Source organism: Streptomyces tendae (assembly GCF_008632955.1).
Lineage (GTDB): Bacteria > Actinomycetota > Actinomycetes > Streptomycetales > Streptomycetaceae > Streptomyces.
Window position 1 is genome coordinate 4,759,652 of record NZ_CP043959.1, and the last position, 22,541, is coordinate 4,782,192.

Here is a 22,541-nt window from a genome sequence, read left to right on the forward strand (position 1 = left end):
GCCCGTGAGCCGGGCGGGGCTTCGGGGCGCGGAGGGCCGTCAGGCCTGCGTGGCCTCCAGCACCGCCATCGCCGCGTTGTGCCCCGGCACTCCGCTCACCCCGCCGCCGCGCACCGCTCCCGCGCCGCACAGCAGGACGTTGGCGTGGGCGGTCTCCACGCCCCAGCGGCCGGTGCCGTCCTGGGCGTGGGGCCAGGACAGCTCGCGGTGGAAGATGTTGCCGCCGGGCAGCCCCAGGTCGCGTTCCAGGTCCAGCGGGGACCTGGCCTCGATGCACGGGCGCCCCTCGGCGTCGGTGGCCAGGCAGTCGGTGATCGGCTCGTCCAGGCAGGCGTCGAGCTGGGCGAGCGTCGACGTCAGCAGCTCCTCGCGCGTCGCGTCGTTGTCCCGCTCGAACAGCCGCGCCGGGGCGTGCAGTCCGAACAGGGTGAGCGTCTGGTAGCCGCGCGCCGCCAGGTCGGGGCCGAGGATCGACGGGTCCGTGAGCGAGTGGCAGTAGATCTCCGAGGGCGGGGCGTCGGGCAGCCGGCCGGCCGCGGCCTGGGCGTGCGCGGTGGCCAGCTGCTCGTACCCCTCCGCGATGTGGAAGGTGCCGGCGAACGCCTCGCGCGGGTCGACGGAGCTGTCGCGCAGCCGGGGCAGCCGGGTGAGCAGCATGTTGACCTTGAGCTGGGCGCCCTCCGCGTGCGGCGGGGGCGTGTCGCCGGTGAGCCGGGCCAGTTCCTCCGGGGAGGCGTTGACCAGGACGTGCCGGGCGCCGACGACGCCCTCGCCGTCGGCCGTGCGGTGGGTGATCTCGGCGGTACGGCCGTCGGTGTCGATGCGTACGGCCTCGTGGCCGGTGGCGATGACCGCTCCGGCGGCGCGGGCGGCGTCGGCGAGCGCGTCGGTGACCGCGCCCATGCCGCCGACCGGGACGTCCCAGGCGCCGGTGCCGCCGCCGATGACGTGGTAGAGGAAGCAGCGGTTCTGCGGGAGCGCGGGGTCGTGGGCGTCGGCGAAGGTGCCGATGAGGGCGTCGGTGAACACCACGCCGCGCACCAGGTCGTCGGCGAAGCGCTCCTCGACGGCGGCACCGAGGGGCTCCTCGAAGAGGGTCCGCCAGGCTTCCTCGTCGTCGACGGTGCGGCGCAGCTCCTCGCGGGTGGGCAACGGCTCGGTGAGGGTGGGGAAGACACGGCGGGCGACCCGGCCGGTCAGCTCGTAGAAGCTCTGCCACGCCCGGTACTCGCGGTCGGAGCCGGTGAGCCGGACGAACGCCTCGCGGGTGCGCTGCTCGCCGCCGCCGACCAGCAGTCCGGTGGGCCGCCCGTCACGTTCGGTGGGGGTGTAGGAGGAGATGGTACGGGTGCCCAGCCGCACGTCCAGCCCCAGGTCCGTGAGGATCTTCCGCGGCAACAGGCTGACCAGGTACGAGTACCGGGACAGCCGGGCGTCGACGCCGGCGAACGGACGCGTGGAGATCGCCGCGCCGCCGGTGTGGCCGAGCCGCTCCAGCACCAGCACGGAGCGCCCGGCGCGGGCGAGGTAGGCGGCGGCGACGAGGCCGTTGTGGCCTCCGCCGACGATGACGGCGTCGTACGTCCGGGACTCCTGAGCTGCGGTCATGGTTCTTGGTAACACGTGATGATCGGCGGCGGCCAGAGGAGGCCGGAGGGGAAACGGATCAGGCGCCTCCGGCCAGGCCCTGTCCGCGCGGCGCGGCAACCCTCCGGTACAGCTCCGCGGCCTCTCGCGCGTGGCCCACACGCTCCAGGCAGTGGGCCTCGTCCTCGCGGGCGGCGAGGGTGTCGGGGTGGTCGGGACCGACGACGCGTTCACGGGCGTCGGCCACCCTGCGGTACTCGGTGAGCGCGTCCGCCCACCGTTCGAGCCGGCCCAGGGCGACCGCGACCTCACGCGGGCTGACCAGGGTGGTCGGCGCCGAGGGCCCGCTCGCGCAGGGCGGCCACCTCCCGGCGGCGGCCGGGGGCAGGCGGAGGGGTGGGTCAGTTGAGGGTGGCGAGGAAGTCGGTGCAGGCCCGGGCGCAGGCGCGGCAGGCCTCCGCGGTCCCTTCCGCGCCGGGGTGCCCGTCGAAGGTCCGGGCACTCTCCAGACACACCTGCCGGCACCATTCGACCTGCATGCGGATGGTCGCCTCGTCCGCCTGGTTCTCCTCGGACAGCACCCGGCAGGTCGCGTCGCAGACCTCCGCGCACATGATGCCCTTGCGCCGTACGAGTTCCTGGTTCTCGGTGCCGTCGGGGTCCACGAGTCCGGCCCGGGTGGCGCAGGCCCGCGCGCACTCGGTGCACGCCTGGGCGCAGGCGAACCGGTCTTCCAGGAACCGGAACAGCTCCTCCTGCGATGTCGTCGTCACATCGCGCGGGTTGCCGCCGTGCGGTCCGTCAAACCCCGTGGCGCCCGGTGGCCGCACGGGTTCCGGGGCGTCGTGCGGCCGGCCGCGGCGGGAGGCGGGCTGGTTCGCGGGCGGGTCCGGGGGTACCCGCAGGCCATGATGAACGCCTCATGGATGGAGACGACCGACCTGGCGGCCGGCCGCGGTGCCCTCGGTGTCGGACTGGTGGTGGCGGGGATCGCGGTCCTGGCCCTGCTGATCGGCATGTTCGTCTTCGGCAGCCGCCGCGTCAGGAGCAACGACACGAGCCACCCCCGGCCCGAGGAGCAGCCCCGGATGCCCGAGGGCGGCCCGGTCCGCGAGGTGCGGGAGCAGCGGGAGCCGAACGAGATGCCCAAGAGCGACGAGCGGCTGACGCCGCACGAGCTGGGGGGCCACGGCAACGCCGGCACCCGTACCGGCGCCGCGCAGGAGCGGCCCCGTTGGGAGGGCGGCGGCAGCGGCGGCTTCGGCAGCGGAGGACCGGGCGCCCACTAGCCCCGACCGGCCCCGGCTTTCGCCGGGGCCGTCGTCATGTCAGATCCCTTCTCCCCGGACGACGGGCCCGTTCGGGACGAAGCCCAGATCGACGGGGGTGGCCGGAGCGCCGTTCCTGAGCACGCCGGCGAGCAGTCCGGGGAGCTGCGGCGGCCACAACGGCTCGTGTTCCCCGGCCAGTTCGGCAGGGGACCACCAGCGCCACGTGAGGATCTTGTCCGCGGTGTGCGCGGCGGTGAGGTCCCCGGCCGGCTCCCGGCGGGGAGCATGCGCGAGGAAGATGTGCTCGTGCTGGCGCACGGGCACCCCGGCCCGCGTGAAGTCGTGCTCCCACAGACACAGCACGGTGTCCTCGATCCGGAGGTCGGTCCATCCGGTTTCCTCCCGTACCTCCCGCTCGGCGGCCTCCAGCGGTGACTCGCCCGGTTCCGTCCCTCCACCGGGCATCGCCCAGTGCACGCCGACCTCGTCGTTGTCGTAGCGGAACATGAAGACCGATCCCTCGGGGTCCAGCACCGCGACCCTGGCTGCTTCTCTGGGTGTACGCATCCGGTCAGACTGACAGTGCCCTTCGGCACTGTCCTACGTGTTTTCAGGGCCGGTCCCCCGGCGGACGCCCGCCTCTCCGCACCCCCCGGCGGGGACGTGAGGCGCATCACAGCACGCGGGTGCATCGTTTCCCCCGCCCCAAGGCCTTCTTCCAGGTGCAAGGGCTTGTACGGACACGGGGCGGTAAGGGATGCAGCGGTTTCGGGCCGACGGCTTCGACGAGTTCGTGGCCGCCCGCTGGTCGGCGCTGCTGCATGTCGCGCGTCTGCTCACCGGCGGCGACCGCCAGCGCGCCGAGGACCTGGTCCAGGAGGCTCTGGTGAAGCTGTGGTTCGCCTGGCCGAAGGTCGCCGAGCAGGCACCGGAGGCGTACGTGCGTCAGGTGCTGGTGCGGATGGCGGCCCGCTCGGCCCGCCGCCGCTGGTGGGGCGAGCGCCCGGTGGGCGAGCTGCCCGACCGGCCCGAGCCGGGTGACGTGTCGGCGGCCGTCGCGGAACGCTCGCGGCTGGAGGCGGCGCTGGCGCTGCTGCCGCCCCGCCAGCGGGCCGCGGTCGTGCTCCGCTACTACGAGGACCTGCCCGAGGGGCAGGTGGCGCAGGCCCTGGGCTGTCCGGTGGGCACCGCGCGCTCCCACGCGTCGCGGGGGGTCGCACGGCTGCGGCAGATTTTGTCCGATTCCGTCCGGCCCGTGAGGTGAGGGGAGCAGCGATGGACGACTTCGAGCGCGAGCTGACGCGCATGATGCGCGAGGGCCGGTCACACATCCCCCTCGAACCGGGGCAGCGCACCCGCCTGTACGACGGCATCCGGGCCCGTCGCCGGTCCCGGGCGCTGGTGCGGGCCGGCGGTTCCGCCCTCGCGGTGGCCGGGCTGAGCATCGGCCTGGCGTTGCTGCCCCACCTCGGTTCCGGTTCCGCGCCCGCCGACCTGCCGCTGCCCGCGACCGGGTCCACGGCACCGGGGGCGTCGGGGGAGCCCACCGTGTCCCCGTCCGGCACCGGGCCGAGCCCGTCCCTGCCGCCCACCCACACCCCCGAGTCCATGCCCCCCGGCACCTCACCGCCGGGGACCACGGGGCCGGCCACGACGGAACCGGGGACGGCGGAGCCCGGCACGACCCACCTCGGCACGAGGGAACCACCCGAGTCGACGGCAACCGGGACCGCCATCCCCGGCACGGACAGCACGCCGACCTCTCCCCCGCCGACCGGATGACGCCGGACCCGCCTGTGTCGCCCGTGTTCCCCGCTTCGACCGCTTCGACCACTTCGACCGCCGGTCCGTAGGACCCGGCACGCCCACCCCTCGCCCCGGGACACCCGACCGGGCCGTTCTGGGGACCACCCCACGGGTTGTTTGGCATGCCCATAACACCTCGGGCATACCCCCTGACCCCTCGCCCGCACCACCCACCCCGCAGGCGCACGCCGGAAAGAGACCGTGACCCGCCATGAGAACCGCCGGGCGGTCCGCACCGCCCCACCGACCCCCGACCGGCCCCTCCGCCGCCCGGCCGGCGCCGCCCTGCCCGGCGGCGCTCCCCGCGGACCACTCCGAGCCCGTCCTGGAGGTGGTCGTGCCCGTGCACAACGAGGAACGGGACCTGGAGCCCTGCGTCCGGCGGCTGCACGCCCACCTTGCCGAGACCTTCCCCTATCCGTTCCGGATCACGGTCGCCGACAACGCCAGCACGGACCGGACACCCGGGATCGCCGCGCGCCTGGCCGCGGAATTCCCCGGCATCCGGTGGGTGCGGCTGGAGGAGAAGGGACGCGGACGCGCGCTGCACACCGCCTGGTCCCGCTCCCCCGCCCCCGTGCTGGCCTATCTGGACGTGGACCTGTCCACCGACCTCGCGGCCCTGCTGCCACTCGTGGCCCCGCTGATCTCCGGCCACTCCGACCTCGCCATCGGCACCCGGCTGGCCCGCGGCTCCCGGGTGGTGCGCGGACCGAAGCGGGAGATCATCTCCCGCTGCTACAACGGGCTGTTGCGCGGCACCCTCTCCGTGGGGTTCTCCGACGCGCAGTGCGGCTTTAAGGCGGTACGGCGTGACGTGGCGGAGCGGCTGCTGCCGCTGGTCGAGGACCGTGAGTGGTTCTTCGACACGGAACTGCTGGTGATCGCCGAGCGGGCGGGCCTGCGGATCCACGAGGTGCCGGTGGACTGGGTGGACGACCCGGACAGCCGGGTCGATCTGCTCCCCACGGCGCTCGCCGACCTGCGCGGCATGGCCCGGCTGGGACGGGCGCTGGCCCGTGGCCGGCTGCCGCTGGCCGCCCTGGGGCGCGCCGGGACGTCCGGCGGCGCCGCGGGCCCGCCGCCCGGCCGCGTCACCCAGATCGTGCGCTTCGCCGCCGTCGGCGCCGTCACCACCCTGCTGCACCTGCTCCTGTACGTCCTGCTGCGCCCGGCCGCGGGCGCCCAGGCGGGCAACGCACTCGCGCTGCTGCTCTGCGCCGTCGTCAACACCGCCGCGAACCGGCGGTTCACCTTCGGGGTGCGGGGCCGCGAGGGACTGCCGGCCCACCACCTCGGAGGGCTGGTGGCTTTCCTCGCCGGTCTCGCCCTCACCGGCGGCGCGCTGGCCGTCCTCCACCTCACCGTCCCCGGCGCCGGACCCCGCACCGAGGTGCCGGTGCTGGTCACCGCGAACCTCGCCGCGGCCCTGCTGCGCTTCCACGTCCTGCGGGCCTGGGTATTCCCGGGCCGCCGCTCCCGCCGTACGACAGGAACCTCCGCCTCATGACCGGCACGACGCCCCTGACCCGCCCGGCCGCCCCGGCCGACGCGCCCGACGGCCCGGCCGTACCCGGGCCGCGCGAACGGCTGCGGAGCCTCGCCGCGCGTCACGGCCCGGTGCTCGCCACGTACGGCGTGCTCAAGCTGGTCGGCTTCGCCGTGTTCATGCTGCTGCTGGACTCGGCCGGCGACTTCCGGGAGAAGCATCCGCGTTTCGGCGGCGGCGCACACCCGTGGGACGTGCTGGGCAGCTGGGACGGCTGGTGGTACCAGCAGATCGCCCTGTTCGGCTACGACCCCGTCCTGGAGCCCGTCCCCGGCGCCACCGGTCTGATCACCCTGGAGGGCAACTCGGCGGCGTTCTTCCCGCTGTACCCGGCGCTGATGCGGCTGGTCATGGAGATCACCGGGCTCGGCCCGTACGGCGCCGGGATGGCCGTCTCCGTGGTGTGCTCGTTCGCCGCCGCGCTCGGCATCCACGCCGTCACCGCGCGGCTCGGCGGCCACCGGGCCGGGCTGGTCGCGGTCGGTCTGTGGGCGGTGTGGCCGGGGTCCGGCACGGAGTGGGCGGTGTACTCCGAGTCGCTGTACACCGCGCTGGCCGCCTGGGCCTGCTGGGCCGTGACGACGCGCCGCTGGGCGCTCGCCGCGGTGCTGACCTTCGCCGCCGGACTCACCCGGCCCACCGCCGTCGCCCTGGTCGCGGCCCTCGGCGTCGCGGGGCTGTGCGCGGTGCTGCGCCGTGCGGAGGACTGGCGGCGCCCGCTGGCCGCGGTGGCGATCGCGCCGCTCGGGGTGGCCGGCTACCTGGGCTGGGTGGGGTACCGGATGGGTGACTGGGGCGGCTACACCAAGCTCCAGGAAGGCGCCTGGGGTCACACCTTCGACTACGGGCGGCACAGTCTCGACGTGCTGACCTCCCTGCCGGTCGGCCACTTCGACTACCTGTTCGCCATGCCGATGGAGGACACGATCGGCGTGGGTGTGGTGCTGCTGGTGCCCGTGCTGACCGTGCTGCTGGTGCGGCTGCGTCCGCCCGTCGTGCTGGTCGTGTACACGGTGCTGTCGTACCTGACGGTCATGGGCACCCAGCAGTACTTCGGCAACGTCTCGCGCTATCTGCTCCCGCTGTTCCCCCTGTTCGTGCCGCTCGCCCTGGCCATGCGCCGGCTGAGCCGGTCCGCGCTGGTCACGGTGCTGGGCACGGCGGCGGTGGCGTCGGGATCCTATGCGGGGTACGTCCTGTTCGAGCTGGGCGTGCCGTAGGCCGACGCGGTCGGGTGGTCTGTCCGTCACCGGGTGGGGGCAGGCTTCCGGCAGTACGCTGACCGCAGTCGGCCACCGGGAGTTCCCATGTGGAAGCGTAAGAAGCACGTTCGCCGATCCGACGCCCCCGCGCCGGAGTTGTGCGACCTCTGCGCGAGGACCTTCCCGCCCGGCGAGGCGGTGCGCGGGTACGTGGCGGACTCCTCGGCCGTGCATCCCGCCGATCCCCTCCACGACGGACTGCGGCGCGTGACCGCCTGCTGCGAAGCGCACCTGGAGGAGGTCCGCGCCGTGTACCGGCGCCGGCCCTTCGTGCAGGAGGAGCTCTGGGCGGGCAAGATCGGCCGCGTGCTGGGCTCCGGCCCGCCGGTCGCCATGACCGACCTCGCCTGCCGCACGGGCCTCGACGAGCCGGACATCCGCCGCGCGATCGCCTGGCACAACGAGCGCCACCGCCACCTGGGCGCGTGACGGCGGCCCCGCGCCGGGACCGTACGACCGCGGCCCCGGGCGGACGGGGTGTCCGGCCGGGGCCGCGGTGGGCCGTGGTGAGCGGCGGGGTCAGGCGGGGGCGGGGGCCGCGGGGCCCACGAGTTCCGTGAGGACGTCCTCCATCGTCACGAAGCCGATGACCTTGCCGTTCTCACCGACCGCCGCCGCGAGGTGGCTGCCCTCCGCGCGCAGCGCGGTGAGGGTGTCGTCGAGCGGGGTGTCGATGCGGACCCGGGTGACCTTGTGCAGCGTGGTGCGCGGGAAGGGCCGGTCCCGTTCGGTGACGCCGAGGGTGTCCTTGATGTGCAGGTAGCCCAGGAGCGCGTCGCCGGGGCCGGTGACCGGGAAGCGGGACAGGCCCGCCTCGGCGGCCACCCGCTCCAGGCGCGCCGGCGTGACCGTGTGGTCGACGGTGTGCATCCGCCGGGCCGGGACGAGAATCTCGCCGACCGGGCGGGTGCCCAGCTCCAGCGCGTCCCGCAGCCGCTCCCCGTCGGCCGGGGTGAGCAGTCCGGCCTCGCTGGAGTCGACGACCATCCGGGCGAGCTGGTCGTCGGTGAACACCGACTCCACCTCGTCCTTGGGGTCGACCCGCAGCAGCCGCAGCAGGACGTTGGCGAAGGCGTTGATGCCGAACACGAACGGCCGCAGTGCCCGGGTCAGCCACACCAGCGGCGGACCCAGCAGCAGCGCGCTGGGCACCGGCGCGGCGAGCGCGATGTTCTTCGGCACCATCTCGCCGATCAGCATGTGCAGATACGTGGCGAGGGTCAGGGCGATGACGAACGCGATCGGGTGCACCAGCGCGTCCGGGACGTTCACCGCCTCGAAGGGCGGCTCCAGCAGGTGCGCGATGGCCGGTTCGGCGACCGCGCCGAGCACCAGCGAGGAGACGGTGATGCCCAGCTGGGCCGTGGCCATCATCGCGGACAGGTGCTCCAGCGCCCACAGGGTCATCTTGGCGCGCTTCTCGCCCGCGAGGGCGCGCGGCTCGACCTGGCTGCGGCGTACCGAGATCAGGGCGAACTCGGCGCCCACGAAGAACGCGTTGGTCAGCAGGGTGAAGAGGCCGATGGCGAGTTGCAGGACGGTCATCGGGCTTCCTCCATGACCTCGGCCCGTACGGGGGCCGGTGCGGTGACGCGTATGCGGTCGGCGCGGTGGTGCTCGACCGCGAGCACGTCGAGCCGCCAGCCGTCGACGTCGACGGTGTCGCCCTTGGCCGGGATGCGGGCCAGGCGGGTGGCGATCAGTCCGGCGACCGTCTCGTACGGCCCGTCCGGGGCGGTGACGCCCAGGGCGGTGAGCCGGTCAAGCCGGAGGCTGCCGTCGGCCTCCCAGACGGCGCGGCCGTCGGCCGTCGCCGGGGCGGGGGCCAGTTCGGGCACCTCGACGGGGTCGTGCTCGTCGCGGACCTCGCCGACGACCTCCTCGACGATGTCCTCCACGGTGGCGACGCCGGCGGTGCCGCCGTACTCGTCGATGACGACGGCCATGGCGCGGTGGGCGCGCATGCGCTCCAGCAGGCGGTCGGCGGGGAGGCTGTCGGGGACCAGCAGCGGCGGTGTGGTCAGCTCGGTGACGGGCGTGCCGGCGCGCCGTTCCGGTTCGAGGGCCAGCACGTCCCGGATGTGGACGGTGCCGACGACCTCGTCGAGGCTGTCGCGGTACACCGGGAAGCGGGACAGGCCGGTGGCGTGGCTGAGTGCGGCGGCGTCGGCGGCGGTGGCGTGCACCTCCAGGGCGCGGACGTCGACCCGCGGGGTCATCACGTTCTCGGCGGTCAGCTCGCTCAGGTGCAGGGTGCGTACGAACAGCTCGGCGGAGTCCGCCTCCAGGGCGCCCTCGGCGGCGGAGTGCCGGGCCAGCGCGCCCAGCTCCTCGGCGGTGCGGGCGGAGGCCAGTTCCTCGGCGGGTTCCAGGCCGAAGCGGCGCACGAAGCGGTTGGCGGTGCCGTTGAGGTGGCGGATGAACGGGCCGAAGGCGGCCGTGAAGGCGCGCTGCGGGCCGGCGACGACCTTGGCGACCGCCGCGGGACGTGAGATGGCCCAGTTCTTCGGGACCAGCTCACCGATCACCATCAGCACCACCGTGGACAGCGCCACGCCGAGCAGGGTCGCCACGGTCGGGGCGGCGCCGCCCAGGCCGGCGGCGCGCAGCGGGCCGCGCAGCAGCGCGGCGAGGGACGGCTCGGCGAGCATGCCGATCACCAGCGAGGTGACGGTGATGCCGAGCTGGGCGCCGGACAGCTGCACTGTCAGACGGCGTACGGCGGCCAGCGCACCGGCCGCGCCGCGCTCACCCGCGTCCGCCGCGCGCTCCAGTTCGGCGCGCTCGACGGTGGTGAGGGAGAACTCGGCCGCGACGAACACCGCGCAGGCCAGCGTCAGCAGCAGGGCGAGCAGGAGCAGCAGGACCTCGGTCACCGTGCCACCCCCGCTCCCTGTCGGGCCGCATGACGCGGACTGCGGGTGGTGGCACGGCTACTACTGGGAGGATCACCCATCGGGGGACCGTCGCTCCTTTTCGAACAGGTACGAAGAGATGTGTGGAAGCAGGATGTCCTGCTTCCACGTCAACTGTAAAGGACCCGCAAAGTGTCCCGCGCGCGTGAGCGACGGCGGTCCGGCCCTTCGGGAGTCCGGACCGCCGCTCACCGGGGTCAGCCGTCCCAGGTCCAGTCGGCGACCTCCGGCAGGTCGGTGCCGTGCTCGCGGATCCACTCGTGGTGGCGGAGCCGGACGTCCTCCATCCGCTGCCGTACCGCGGCGGCCCGCACGGCCAGTCCGGGGACGCGGTCGATGACGTCCATGACCAGGCGGTAGCGGTCGAGGTCGTTGCGCACCACCATGTCGAACGGCGTGGTCGTGGTGCCGATCTCCTTGTAGCCGCGCACGTGCAGGTGATGGTGCCCGGTGCGGCTGTAGGCCAGCCGGTGGATCAGCCACGGGTAGCCGTGGTACGCGAAGATCACCGGCTTGTCGGCGGTGAACAGGCCGTCGTACTCGAAGTCGGACATGCCGTGCGGGTGCTCCCCGCGCGGCAGCAGCCGGGCGATGTCCACGACGTTGACGACCCGCACCGCCAGCTCCGGCAGGTGCCGTCGCAGCAGCTGCGCCGCCGCCATGACCTCCTGTGTGGGCACGTCACCCGCGCAGGCCAGCACCACGTCGGGTTCGCGGTCGCCGGTCTCGGTGCCGGCCCAGTCCCAGATGCCGGCGCCGCGCGCGCAGTGCGCCTTCGCCTGCTCCATGGTCAGCCAGTCGAAGCAGGGCTGTTTGCCGGCCACGACGACGTTGACGTAGTCGCGGCTGCGCAGCACGTGGTCGGCGACCGACAGCAGCGTGTTGGCGTCCGGCGGCAGGTAGACCCGTACCGCCTCCGGGCTCTTGTTGAGGATGTGGTCGACGAAACCGGGGTCCTGGTGGGAGAAGCCGTTGTGGTCCTGGCGCCACACGTGCGAGGTCAGCAGGTAGTTCAGGGAGGCGATGGGGGCGCGCCAGGACAGGCGGCGGGTGACGCGCAGCCACTTGACGTGCTGGTTGACCATCGAGTCGACGATGTGCACGAACGCCTCGTAACAGGAGAACAGGCCGTGCCGGCCGGTGAGGAGGTAGCCCTCCAGCCAGCCCTGGCAGGTGTGCTCGGAGAGGATCTCCATCACCCGGCCGTGCCGGTCGAGGTGCTCGTCCACGTCGAACGTGCGGGCCTGCCACGCCTTGCCGCTGGCGTCGTACACGGCCTGGAGGCGGTTGGAGGCGGTCTCGTCGGGGCCGACGAGCCGGAAGTCGCGCCGGTCCGCGGTGTCCCGCATGACGTCCTCGAGGAGGTCGCCGAGGACGCGGGTCGGTTCGTGCAGGGTCGCGCCCGGCTTGTCCACCGCGACGGCGTGCCGTTCCAACGGCGGCAGGGGCAGCTCGCGCAGCATCAGCCCGCCGTTGGCGTACGGGGTGGAGCCGAGACGGCGGGCGCCGTCGGGGACGCAGGCCAGGACGTCCGCGCGGGGGCGGCCGTCCTCGTCGAACAGGTCCTCCGGCCGGTACGACCGCAGCCACGCCTCCAGCTGCCGCAGGTGCTCGGGGTTGTCCCGGACGGCGGGCAGCGGGACCTGGTGGGCGCGCCAGGTGTTCTCGACCGGCAGTCCGTCGACCTCGGCGGGGCCGGTCCAGCCCTTGGGGGTGCGCAGGACGATCATCGGCCAGCGGGGGCGCTCGACGGCGCCGTCCTCGCGTGCGGCACGCTGCGCCCCGGCGATGCGGTCGAGGGCGGTGTCCATGGCGTGCGCCATCGCCTGGTGGACGGCGGCCGGGTCGTCGCCGGTGACGTACAGCGGGTCGTGGCCGTAGCCCCGCAGCAGCGCGTCCAGCTCGTCCTCGGGGAGCCGGGCGAGCACGGCCGGGTTGGCGATCTTGTATCCGTTGAGGTGGAGGATCGGCAGGACCGCCCCGTCGTGGACGGGGTCGAGGAACTTGTTGGAGTGCCAGGAGGTCGCCAGCGGGCCGGTCTCCGCCTCGCCGTCACCGACCACGCAGGCCACCACCAGGTCCGGGTGGTCCAGGGCGGCGCCGTAGGCGTGGGACAGGGAGTAGCCGAGCTCGCCGCCCTCGTGGATGGAGCCCGGGGTCTCGGGGGCGACGTGGCTGGGGACGCCGCCGGGGAACGAGAACTGCTTGAACAGCCGCGCCATCCCGCCCGCGTCCCGGGTGATGTCGGGGTACGTCTCGGTGTACGACCCCTCCAGCCAGGACCCGGCGACCACCGCGGGCCCGCCGTGCCCGGGACCCCAGACGCACAGGGCGTCCAGGTCGCGGGCCCGGATCACCCGGTTGAGGTGGGTGTACACGAGGTTGAGACCGGGCGAGGTGCCCCAGTGGCCGAGCAGCCGCGGCTTCACGTGTTCGGGGCGCAGCGGCTCGGTGAGCAGGGGGTTCGCCATGAGGTAGATCTGGCCGACGGCCAGGTAGTTCGCGGCGCGCCAGTGGGCGTCCAGCGTCCTCAGCTCGTCGTCGCCGAGCGGGGCGGAGGCCTGGTGCGTGTCGACGGACATCTTGGTGTCCTTCCGCGTCGGGATGGTCGGGGGAAACCCGCGGGTCCGTATCTCCTCACCTTCCCCCGGAGGCCGCGGTCCCGACAGGGCCACCTGGGCCATCTGCCCGACCCACGACAGCCGCCCGGCACCTCCGGCCCCCTTCACGCCACGGTCCCCCGGCAACGGCGGCCTTCCCCCCGGGGGGCCGTGGGTCGGCCCGTCAGGCCGGGGCGGCGCAGGTCGTCGGCCGTACGGGACCGGGTCCTCCGCAGCACGGGACCGGACCTGCACCCCTGCCGGCCCGTCCGCCGCGCGGTCGACGGCGCGCGGGCCCGGTACGGATCCGTCCACGCCCACGAGCGGCGGCCACGAGAGGTCGGGGCCCCCGGCCGCACGGCTGTCCCCCGTTGCAGTGCTCGGGTCAGTCGTGCGCGACGACGGCGACAGGGGCCGCGGCGTGGTGCAGCACCGCGTGCGTGACGGGACCGGTGTGCGCGCCGACCGGGCTGCGCCGGATCCGGCGGCCGACCACGACCAGGGAGGCGTCATGGGCGGCGTCGACGATCCGGACGGCGGCGCTGCCCGCGCGGGACTCCTCGGTCACCTCGACGTCGGGGAACTTCTCCCGCCAGGGACGCATCACCTCGCTGAGGGCGGCGGACTGCTCCGTGCCCAGAACGGCGGCGAGCACCGGGTGGGCGGGCAGGGCGTAGGCGTAGCACGGAGGGACGCTCCAGCCGTGCACCGCCTTCAGGGCCGCGCCCCGGCGGGCGGCCTCCTCGAAGGCGAACCCGAGGACGGCGCCGTTCGGCTTGTCGGTGTCCACCCCTACGACCACGGGGCCCGGGCCGCCCTGTGCGTCCGGGTCGGTACGGTGCCCGCCGGCCCGGACCAGGACGACCGGGGTGCTGGTGCGGGCGATCACCACCATGCCGACGGAGCCGACGAGGAAGCCGCCGAGGCCGCTGAGCCCGCGGGAGCCGAGGACCAGCAGGTCGGCGTCCTTCGCGACCTCGGGGAGGACGTCCATGGCGCCGCCGGCGACCTGTTCCGCGACCACCTCCAGTCCGGGGTGGCGCGAGCGGAGCGCCGCGCCCGCCTCGCGCGGCAGCCGTTCGGCGCGCTGCCGGAACGTGGCGTCGGCCAGGAGGCCCGACTCCGCGATGTGCTCCGGGACCGGTTCCCTGACATTCACCACCCGCAGCGGCAGCCCCCGCAGCAGCGCCTCACGGGCGGCCCACTCTGCGGCGGCACGGCTCTCGGCCGAGCCGTCGTAACCCACGGTGACGGTGCGGAGCATGGAACCCACCTCCCGTTACGGGGCTCCTCTGCGTCGGGCCCTCCACCGCCCACGATCACGCCACGAGGCCACCCCACGGCAGAGTCCGTGGGCCCCGTGGGCAGGGCCCGTTGGGCCCTGCCCACGGGGCCCATGGGGGCCGAGCCTCCGTTCCCGCTCAGGGTTCCGTGACGAAGGGCTGTTCCGTCCAGATGACCTTTCCCGTGGCGGTGTGGCGGGTGCCCCAGCGGTGGGCCAGCTGGGCCACGATCATCAGGCCGCGTCCGCCCTCGTCCGTGGTGCGGGCGTGCCGGGGGCGCGGTGAGGTCCCGCTGCCGTCGGTGACCTCGCAGATGAGCCCTCGGTCACGGATCAGCCGCAGCGCGACCGGCCCGGAGGCGTGGCGGATGGCGTTGGTGACGAGTTCACTGACGACGAGTTCCGTGGTGAACGCCAGTTCGTCCAGCCCCCATTCGGACAGCTGCCGGACGGCGGCGCTGCGGGCGGCGCCCACGGCGGCCGGGTCGCTCGGCAGGTCCCAGGAGGCGACCCGGTCGGCCGGCAGGCGCCGGGTGCGGGCCAGGAGCAGCGCCGCGTCGTCCGGCGGCGGGCCGGTGAGCAGGGTCTCGACCACGCCCCGGCCGATCTCCCGCAGTGAGGAGCGGGGTACGGCGAGGGCGTCGCCCAGCCGGGCGATCCCGTCGTCGATGTCCCGGTCCGGTGTCTCCACGAGGCCGTCGGTGTAGAAGGCCAGCAGGCTGCCCTCGGCGAGATCCCGCTCGCAGGCCTCGAAGGGCAGGTAGCCCAGGCCCAGCGGGGGCCCGGCGGGCAGGTCCAGCACCTCGGCCGTGCCGTCCGGGGTGACGAGGACGGGCGGGAGGTGCCCCGCGCGGGCCATCGCGCACCGCCCGCCGACCGGGTCGTACACGGCGTACAGGCAGGTCGCGCCGAGGAAGGCGGAGCCCGCGGCGGCCGGCTCGTGGTCGTCGTGGGCGCCCATCAGCCCGATGACCAGGTCGTCGAGGCGGGCGAGCAGTTCGTCGGGGGGCAGGTCGAGGTTGGCGAGGGTGCGTACCGCGGTCCGCAGGCGTCCCATGGTCGCGGCGGCCTCCATACCGTGCCCGACGACGTCACCGACGACGAGGGCGACCCGGGCGCCGGACAGGGGGATGACGTCGAACCAGTCGCCGCCCACCCCGTTCGGGACGTCGGCCGGCTGGTACCAGGAGGCCACGTCCAGCGCGGACCCCCCGCTGAGCGCCTGGGGCAGCAGGGCCTGCTGCATGGCGCGGGCTGCGGTGCGCTCGCGGGTGTAGCGGCGGGCGTTGTCGACGGCGACGGCGGCGCGGGAGACGAACTCCTCGGCGAGCCGCACGTCGTCGTCCTCGAAGGGCCCGAACCGCTCGGTGCGGGCGAAGGTCGCCACGCCCAGGGTGACGCCCCGGGCCCGGACCGGCACCACCATCAGGGACCGGTAGTCGTACGTGAGGATCGACGCGCCGAGCGACGGGTCCTCGGTCACCCAGGGGCTGGTGGCGCGGTCCAGGTCGCGTTCCACCAGGGTCCGGCTCTCCAGCAGGCAGCGGGTCACCGGCGAGGAGGGGGCCCGCCGGACCGCCTCCCCGAGGGCCAGGCTGCCGCCGCAGCCGCCCTCCCGTGCCGACGCCTGTCCCGCACGGCGGATGACCGGCGCGAGCCCGACCGGTCCGGGCGCCGGTTCCTCGCCGCGCATCACGGAGTCCAGCAGGTCCACGGCGACGAAGTCGGCCAGGGACGGCACGGCCTCGTCGGCCAGTTCCTGCGCGGTGCGCGGGACGTCGAGGGTGCTGCCGATGCGGGCGCCGGCGTCGTTCAGCAGCGCGAGGCGGTTCTGGGCGTGCCACCGTTCGGTGACGTCGACGACCATGTACAGGACGCCCACCGGGCGGTCACGGCGGTCGGTCACCCCGAAGAACGACACGGAGACCGCGCGGGCCTCCCTGGGGTCCTCCTCGGCGCTGCGGAACTCCCAGTCCATGACGGGCTCGCCCGTCTCCAGCACCCGGCGCATCTGCTCCTCGAAGCCCCGGAACTCGGAGGTCGGCCGCAGCTCGCTCAGCCGCCGCCCCAGGCGCCGCTCCAGGGGGATCAGCCGGTCGAGCGGCTCGTTCACCCACACGTACCGCAGGTCGGTGTCCAGCATCGCCAGGCCGACCGGGGCCCGGGTCAGGAAGGGGGTGAGCACCACCTGGCTGGTGCCGCCGCCGGGCATCCGCCAGAAGGCGCGCTTCGGCGGCCGTCCGACGTACCGGCCGAACACCAGGGCCGCGACGGTGGCCACGAGGACGCCGGGGACCATCTCGTAGACGCCCGACTCCAGCGGCCCGAGCAGCGGGTTGACCTGGTCCCACAGCAGGACCGTGCCGGCGCCGGCGACGATGCCCGCCATGGCCCCGGCCGAGGTCATCCGGGGCCAGTAGAGCGACAGCAGCACCACGGGGCCGAACGCGGCGCCGAACCCGGCCCAGGCGTAGGCGACGATGTTCAGCAGTCCGCCGCCGTGCAGCGCTATGACGTACGCCACCACGATGACCAGTACGACGGTGCCGCGTCCCACCCACACGAGCGCTCTGTCGGAGGCGTGCCGGTTGAGGAACGCCCGGTAGAAGTCCTCGGTGAGCGCCACGGACGACACCATCAGCTGGCTGTCGGCGGTGGACACGACGGCGGCCAGGACGGCGGCCAGCACCACCCCGGCGATCCAGGGGTCGAGCAGCGCCCGGCTGAGGGCGATGTACACGGTGTCGGGGGCGGACAGCGCCGGAGACAGCTCCCCGATGCCGGCCAGGCCGACCAGGGTGGCGCCGGTGAGGACGAGGACGACCCAGGCCGTGCCGATGCGCCGGGCGGCCGGTACGTCCTGGGTGCTGCGGATGCTCATGAAGCGGGCCAGGATGTGCGGCTGGCCGAAGTAGCCGAGCCCCCAGGCGAGCAGGGACACGATCGCCACGGCCCCGAGGGGACCCCCGCCCGTCCAGACTCCGCCCCCGAAGTCGACCTGGGAGCCGAATTCGCGCAGGGCGGGCTGTCTGCCGTCGAGGGCGTCCCCGAGCGCGCCGAAGCCGCCGAGGCGCGCGATCGCCACGGCGGGCAGCACGATCAGGCCGAGCAGCATCAGCGAGGCCTGCAGCACGTGCGTGAGGCTCACCGCGAGGAAACCGCCGAGGCAGGAGTAGATGACGATGAGCAGGCCGGTGAGGGTGACGCCGACCGTGAAACGCAGGTCGAAGACGGTCTGGAACAGCAGCCCGCCGGCCACCAGGCCGCTGCCGACGTAGACGGTGAAGAACACCAGGGTGACCGCGGCGGAGACCAGGCGGAGCGTGCGCGTGCGGTCCTCGAACCGCTCCTCCAGGTAGCCGGACAGGGTCACCGCGTTCCCGGCCCGTTCGGTGTAGGTGCGCAGCCGTGGCGCGACGAACAGCCAGTTCAGGTACGTGCCGACGGCCAGCCCGAAGGCGATCCAGACGGAGCCGAGCCCGGCGGCGTAGACCGCGCCGGGGAGCGCCAGGAACAGCCAGCCGGACATGTCGCTGGCTCCCGCGGACAGGGCGGCGACGTACGGGCCGAAGCGGCGCCCGCCCAGGGCGAAGTCGTCGAAGGTGTGCGTGCGGGAGTAGGCCCGGATCCCCGTCCCGATCAGGGCGAGCACGTACAGGACGAACGTGGCGACGATCGGCGCGCTCAGCTGGAACATGTGGTCCTCGCCCGGAAGTCCCGCGATGCGCGGCACGCCCTCGGTCCGGCGGGCAAATCATGACTCGGCGCCAAATTTACCCATGTCGACCCGGTGCAACCAGAGGAGCGACGGCTCGGAGGGTCCGGCGGCACTGCCGGGAACTCCGCGCGCGGAAGCCGGCGGGCTGCCGGAAGTCCCCGCGCGCGGAGCCCGGCGGGCGGGCGGAGACCTTCCGCGCGGCGGTCCGGCGGCCGGCCCGGAAGAATGTGCCGGGAGGTGAGGCCGGGGGACGACGGCATGAGAACACGTGGAGGCACGATGGCCGGTGTGGTGGTCGTCGGAGTGGACGGGTCGGCCTCGGCCCTGACCGCGGTGGAGACCGCGGCACGGGAGGCGCGGCTGCGGGGCGCCTCACTGAAGCTGGTGCACGCCTTCATGTGGCCCGCGATGCACGTCCCGATGGGCCCGTCGCCCCTCGGGCCTTCCGACGGAGGGCTCCGGAGCGTGGTCGAGCGGCTGCTGGCGGACGCCGTCGAGCGGGCCGAGGCGGCCGTGCCCGGGGTGGACGTCTCCGGCTCCGTGGTCACGGGTGAACCGCTCACCGTGCTGGAGGCCCAGTCCCGCGCCGCCGAGCTGGTCGTGGTCGCGTCCCGCGGCATGGGCGGGTTCGTCGGCCTGATGGTCGGGTCCACGGCGGTACACCTGGCCGCGCACGGCCGGTGCCCGGTGCTGGTGGTGCGGGGCGAGGCACGTCCCGACGGTCCGGTCGTGGTGGGCGTCGACGGGTCCGGCGCCAATTCCGCGGCGGTCGACTTCGCCTTCCGGGAGGCGGACCTGCGGGACACGCCCCTGGTCGCCGTGCACGCCTGGACCGCGTGGAACGCGGCCCTGCCCGCACCGCAGGACCCCGCCGAGCCGTACGCCAACCCGCCGGGCGCCCTGGCCGAGGAGGAGCGGCGCCTGCTGGCGGAGGCCCTGGCGGGGCACCGGGAGCGTTACCCGGGGGTGGTCGTGGAGCAGAGGGTGGTGCACGGTCCGACCCGCGAGGCGCTCATCGAGGCCGGCCGTACCGCCCGGCTGACGGTGGTCGGCGCGCGGGGCCGGGGCGGGTTCACCGGCCTGCTGCTGGGTTCCGTCAGCCAGGCCCTGCTGCACCACGCGCCGTCGCCGGTGGCCGTGGTGCGGGGCGGGTAGGGCGGAGTACGAGTCGCGGCGGGGCGTGCGAGGGGCGCCCCGCCTCGGTGGGGCGCCCCTTCTCGGGCCGCAGACTGCGGTCGACCGTCAGCCGTCAGCGGTCAGCGGAGCCAGTGGCGGGTGTCGACGAAGGGCGTCCGGGCCCAGAGCCTGCCCAGTCCCCAGGTGGCGCCCGCGCCGGTGGCCGCCAGTGCGACCAGCACCACCGCGTACACCAGGTGGTAGTCGGCGAACGGGTTGGTCGACATGCTCGGGGAACCGTCCGACAGATGCCGGGCCGGCGGCCATTCCGCCACCCACATCAGCGCCATCATCAGCGAGCCCGCCACTGCCGCGGGCCACAGCGCCACGCCGCGACCAGGGCGAGGCCGACGCCGAGCAGTCCGAGCATGAACAGCCAGTCCGCCCAGGCCGCGCCGGCCCACGCGTGGAACGTCGACTCCGTCGGCCCGACCGCGACCGACGACAGGAAGCCCTTCGTGGGCGATTTGCCGTCGGTCCAGCCCCGGCCGGACGGTGTCGCGTAGCCCAGCCCGAACGTCTTGTCCAGGAAGGCCCAGAGGAAGACGAACCCCGTCAGCAGCCGCAGGCCGGCGAGCGCGTACGCGCCCGTCGCCGACGTGACCGCGAGGTCGTGGTCCCTCCCGGCCGTGTGCGCACGGCCCAGGACGGGCCGGCGGACGACGGGCGAACGGTGCGGCTGGTCGTGGACTGCCATGGTGTCCGTCCCCTCGGAGAACTGCCCGATGTGCGCTGCTCGTTGCGGGTTCAATGTCCCGCGTGCACGGTGCGGGTCCCAGGGACCACGGGTCCCGTCGGGGGGCCGAACGTCCCGGGTTCACGGGGACGTAGGGACGTCTGGACGGACATCCGGACGGACGTCTGGACGGACGGAACCGGCCGGTCGGGCGGCCGGGGGGAGTTCGAGGGGACGGTGGAGGCGCGGGCGCCGGCAGCGGCCCGCGCCGGTCTCACTCGCCGCGCAGGGCGGCTGACGCGGAGTCCGGGTTCGCCCCGCGCGGCCGGTTGTGGGGCAGCCTGCCGAGAACCACGGCCATGCCACAGGTGTCGGTGAGGGCGGAGAAGACCAGCCCGCCCGCGACGGCCGCCGAGAGCAGCTGGAAGGCGGGGTGCACGAACAGGCCGAGCACGAGACCGAGAAGCACCAGGGTGCCGGCGGTGAACCGCACCTGCCGCTCCATGCCCCACACCGCCCGGGTGCCGGCGTTCGCGGGACGCTCCAGCTCACGGCCCTCGGACACCCACGCACCGGTGCCGCCGGCGAGCGTCGCGGCGTCGAGGCCCTCCTGGGCGAGCAGGGCGCGCGCCTTCTCGGAACGCGCCCCGGAGGCGCACACGAGGAGGAGGTCACCGCGCCGCGCGGCCTGCCGGATCTCCGGCAGCGCACGCCGCACCTGGTCGAGCGGGACGTTCACGGCGCCGGGCAGGTGACCGGTGGCGTACTCGGCGGGCGTACGCACGTCGATCACGGTGAACTCGTGCAGCCGGGCGCCGGCCTGGTCGGTGGGGAGGGTGACGGGGGTGCTCATGGCGGGTGTGTGATCCTTCGTGGTCGACGGTCGACGGGGTACCCGAAGCGGACGTAGAGTACCCCACGGGGTATTTCACCAGGGAGTGGTCGTGGACATGGATCTCGCGGGCGCGGAGCTGAAGTCCGTGCTGAACAGGCTGCGGCGGGCGCAGGGGCAGATCTCCGGGGTGATCCGGATGATCGAGGTGGGGCGCGACTGCGAGGACGTGATCACACAGCTCGCGGCGGCCTCCCGCGCCTTGGACCGGGCCGGTTTCGCGATCATCGCCACGGGCCTGCAGAAGTGTGTGGCGGACATCGAGTCCGGCGGCGAGGACAGCGAGCAGATGCGGGCCCGCCTGGAGAAGTTGTTCCTCTCACTGGCGTGACCCTCTGCCCTCCGGCATGGACCGAAGGCCGCCCGCCCCCACGGCAGGCGGCCTTCCGCCGTTCCTCCCCCGCCCCAGGCGCGCCGTCGCCGTGCTGCTCCGCACGCATGCCGGGCCGCAGATTTTTCGAGCCACCCACTGCGAGCCCCGAAAGGGTGCTTTACGGACATCCGGGCCGAACGGCCCTGGTCCCTGCCCTCAGGGTCCCTGGGATCCGCCGGGCCGGCACCGGAGGCTGGACGTGTCCGTCCCGGCGAGGACGTCTCCCGTCGGCGACAGCCCGCGCAGTGAGGAGGTACAGCGATGAAGGCCACCGAGGTCGGCGCCGTCATGACCACGGACGTGGTCACTGCCGCATACGGCACCCCCCTGAGGGACGTGGTCCGCAAGCTTGGGGAGCATCGCGTCGGCGGCCTTCCGGTGACCGACGACGAGGACAGGGTCGTCGGCGTGATCTGCGCGTCCGACCTCACGCGCCCCCGGGCCCGCGCGGCCGTCACCGGTTCCTGGTGGGTCCGGTTGCGCGGGACCGGCCGGCGCCTGCTCCGCGCGCTCGCCGGCGGGCGGGCCCGTACGGCGGGCGGTGCGATGTCGGCACCCGCCGTCACCGTGGGGGCCCGCGCCACCGTCACGGAGGCCTCGCGCCTGATGACCGCGCACGGTGTCGAACGGTTGCCCGTGGTGGACGACGAGGAGCGGCTCGTCGGCATCGTCACCCGGCGCGACCTGTTCCGGGCCGTCCTGCGCACCGACGGCGACATCGACCGCGCCGTGCGCCGGTACGTCCTCGGGACGGCCCTGTGGCTGACGCCGCGGGCGCTCGCCGTCGGCGTCGAGGACGGCGTGGTGACGCTCACCGGTCAGGTGGAACGGCGCAGCGACATGCAGCTCGCGGTGGAGGCGGCGAGCCGTATCGACGGGGTCGTCGCCGTCGTCGACCAGTTGTCCTACCGGGTCGACGACACACGGCTGCCCGCCGGTACGGCCCCCGCGCTCGGGGAGACGGAGGAAACGGTCCCCGGCCGGTGACCGCGCGGGCCCGTCGGACGGCTGCCCGGGCGCCCGACGGGTCGTCGCCGGGACCTTCGGCCCCTGCCCCGCGACGGACGGAGTGCGACGGTGGAAGGTGAGGCGACCGGCACACCCGGGCCCGTCCCCGGCCGAGGAGGCAAGCCATGGCGCGCACCCTGGAATGGAAGACCCGCCTCTACCTCTTCGAGGAGGAGGGAGTGACGAAGGCACGGGCCACGCTCGACACCGGGACCACGGTCCTCGCCGGTCACGGAACGGCCCACCGCAACCCGGCGGACACGGACGTACCGGAGATCGGCGACGAACTGGCCGCGGGCCGCGCCCTGCGCGACCTCGGCCGCCACCTGCTGGACATCGCCGAACAGGACGTCGAGACCGCGAGCCCGGAACGCCCGGACCCCACACCGGCCCTCGGCTGGAGCCTGTGACCCCCGCCCGGCCGGC

At 74.3% G+C, this 22,541-nt stretch carries 19 protein-coding genes and 2 pseudogenes; 10 read left to right on the plus strand and 11 right to left on the minus strand.

Annotated elements, in window-relative coordinates; translation table 11 throughout:
• Positions 1-39: 39 nt before the first annotated feature.
• From F3L20_RS21875 to F3L20_RS21885, 3 genes and pseudogenes are all read right to left on the minus strand, one after another.
• Positions 40-1,608: a phytoene desaturase family protein gene (locus F3L20_RS21875; protein WP_206338812.1), complete on the minus strand. Its 1,569-nt coding sequence runs from the start codon at positions 1,606-1,608 to the stop codon at positions 40-42.
• A gap of 58 nt (positions 1,609-1,666) precedes the next feature.
• A pseudogene (locus F3L20_RS21880) lies at positions 1,667-1,958 on the minus strand (tetratricopeptide repeat protein); the annotation flags it as partial.
• Positions 1,959-1,988: 30 nt separating this feature from the next.
• Entirely contained in the window at positions 1,989-2,360 is a 372-nt protein-coding gene (locus tag F3L20_RS21885; protein ID WP_150157450.1) for a ferredoxin, read from the minus strand.
• A 135-nt stretch (positions 2,361-2,495) separates the two neighbouring features.
• On the opposite strand from F3L20_RS21885, the gene F3L20_RS21890 reads away from it, so the two are divergent.
• Positions 2,496-2,876 carry a DUF6479 family protein gene (locus F3L20_RS21890; RefSeq protein ID WP_145825819.1) on the plus strand — a complete coding sequence of 127 codons (381 nt, stop codon included), beginning with the start codon at positions 2,496-2,498 and terminating at the stop codon, positions 2,874-2,876.
• A gap of 39 nt (positions 2,877-2,915) precedes the next feature.
• On the opposite strand, the gene F3L20_RS21895 is transcribed toward F3L20_RS21890, so the two are convergent.
• Positions 2,916-3,425: an NUDIX domain-containing protein gene (locus F3L20_RS21895; protein ID WP_150155819.1), complete on the minus strand. Its 510-nt coding sequence runs from the start codon at positions 3,423-3,425 to the stop codon at positions 2,916-2,918.
• 190 nt (positions 3,426-3,615) lie between these two features.
• On the opposite strand from F3L20_RS21895, the gene F3L20_RS21900 reads away from it, so the two are divergent.
• From F3L20_RS21900 to F3L20_RS21920, 5 genes are all read left to right on the plus strand, one after another.
• Entirely contained in the window at positions 3,616-4,122 is a 507-nt protein-coding gene (locus F3L20_RS21900; RefSeq protein WP_150155820.1) for a SigE family RNA polymerase sigma factor, read from the plus strand.
• An 11-nt stretch (positions 4,123-4,133) separates the two neighbouring features.
• Positions 4,134-4,640 carry a cellulase gene (locus F3L20_RS21905; RefSeq protein ID WP_150155821.1) on the plus strand — a complete coding sequence of 169 codons (507 nt, stop codon included), beginning with the start codon at positions 4,134-4,136 and terminating at the stop codon, positions 4,638-4,640.
• A 235-nt stretch (positions 4,641-4,875) separates the two neighbouring features.
• Positions 4,876-6,174 (plus strand): glycosyltransferase, encoded by a 1,299-nt coding sequence (locus F3L20_RS21910; RefSeq protein WP_431193174.1) that lies wholly within the window; start codon positions 4,876-4,878, stop codon positions 6,172-6,174.
• Positions 6,171-7,433, plus strand: a complete 1,263-nt coding sequence (locus tag F3L20_RS21915; RefSeq protein WP_240810735.1) for a glycosyltransferase family 39 protein — start codon at positions 6,171-6,173, stop codon at positions 7,431-7,433. The genes F3L20_RS21910 and F3L20_RS21915 overlap by 4 nt, the downstream gene beginning before the upstream one ends.
• An 87-nt stretch (positions 7,434-7,520) precedes the next feature.
• Positions 7,521-7,904 carry a hypothetical protein gene (locus tag F3L20_RS21920; protein WP_167534579.1) on the plus strand — a complete coding sequence of 128 codons (384 nt, stop codon included), beginning with the start codon at positions 7,521-7,523 and terminating at the stop codon, positions 7,902-7,904.
• Positions 7,905-7,994: 90 nt separating this feature from the next.
• Here F3L20_RS21920 and F3L20_RS21925 read toward each other — a convergent pair whose 3' ends face one another.
• From F3L20_RS21925 to putP, 5 genes are all read right to left on the minus strand, one after another.
• Positions 7,995-9,020: a hemolysin family protein gene (locus F3L20_RS21925; RefSeq protein WP_150155822.1), complete on the minus strand. Its 1,026-nt coding sequence runs from the start codon at positions 9,018-9,020 to the stop codon at positions 7,995-7,997.
• Positions 9,017-10,351: a hemolysin family protein gene (locus F3L20_RS21930; protein WP_150155823.1), complete on the minus strand. Its 1,335-nt coding sequence runs from the start codon at positions 10,349-10,351 to the stop codon at positions 9,017-9,019. The genes F3L20_RS21925 and F3L20_RS21930 overlap by 4 nt, the downstream gene beginning before the upstream one ends.
• Positions 10,352-10,587: 236 nt before the next feature.
• Positions 10,588-12,972 (minus strand): phosphoketolase family protein, encoded by a 2,385-nt coding sequence (locus F3L20_RS21935; RefSeq protein ID WP_150155824.1) that lies wholly within the window; start codon positions 12,970-12,972, stop codon positions 10,588-10,590.
• 403 nt (positions 12,973-13,375) lie between these two features.
• On the minus strand, positions 13,376-14,254 hold the full coding sequence (locus tag F3L20_RS21940) for a universal stress protein (protein ID WP_150155825.1): 879 nt from the start codon (positions 14,252-14,254) through the stop codon (positions 13,376-13,378).
• A 157-nt stretch (positions 14,255-14,411) separates the two neighbouring features.
• Entirely contained in the window at positions 14,412-17,969 is a 3,558-nt protein-coding gene (gene putP, locus F3L20_RS21945; RefSeq protein WP_150155826.1) for a sodium/proline symporter PutP, read from the minus strand.
• Between the two features lie 300 nt (positions 17,970-18,269).
• Between putP and F3L20_RS21950 the strand changes: the two genes are divergently transcribed.
• Positions 18,270-19,145, plus strand: a complete 876-nt coding sequence (locus F3L20_RS21950; protein ID WP_150157454.1) for a universal stress protein — start codon at positions 18,270-18,272, stop codon at positions 19,143-19,145.
• Between the two features lie 101 nt (positions 19,146-19,246).
• Here the strand turns inward: F3L20_RS21950 and F3L20_RS21955 are convergent.
• Positions 19,247-19,863 (minus strand): annotated as a pseudogene (locus F3L20_RS21955) (hypothetical protein).
• A gap of 253 nt (positions 19,864-20,116) precedes the next feature.
• Complete coding sequence (locus F3L20_RS21960) at positions 20,117-20,695, minus strand: rhodanese-like domain-containing protein (protein WP_150155827.1); 579 nt, start codon at positions 20,693-20,695, stop codon at positions 20,117-20,119.
• Between the two features lie 91 nt (positions 20,696-20,786).
• On the opposite strand from F3L20_RS21960, the gene F3L20_RS21965 reads away from it, so the two are divergent.
• The 3 genes from F3L20_RS21965 (at position 20,787) to F3L20_RS21975 (ending at position 22,525) form a co-directional block, all read left to right on the plus strand.
• Positions 20,787-21,065: a metal-sensitive transcriptional regulator gene (locus F3L20_RS21965; RefSeq protein WP_150155828.1), complete on the plus strand. Its 279-nt coding sequence runs from the start codon at positions 20,787-20,789 to the stop codon at positions 21,063-21,065.
• 303 nt (positions 21,066-21,368) lie between these two features.
• Positions 21,369-22,094: a CBS domain-containing protein gene (locus F3L20_RS21970; protein WP_150155829.1), complete on the plus strand. Its 726-nt coding sequence runs from the start codon at positions 21,369-21,371 to the stop codon at positions 22,092-22,094.
• Between the two features lie 146 nt (positions 22,095-22,240).
• Positions 22,241-22,525, plus strand: a complete 285-nt coding sequence (locus F3L20_RS21975) for a DUF1876 domain-containing protein (RefSeq protein ID WP_150155830.1) — start codon at positions 22,241-22,243, stop codon at positions 22,523-22,525.
• The last annotated feature ends 16 nt before the right edge of the window (positions 22,526-22,541 follow it).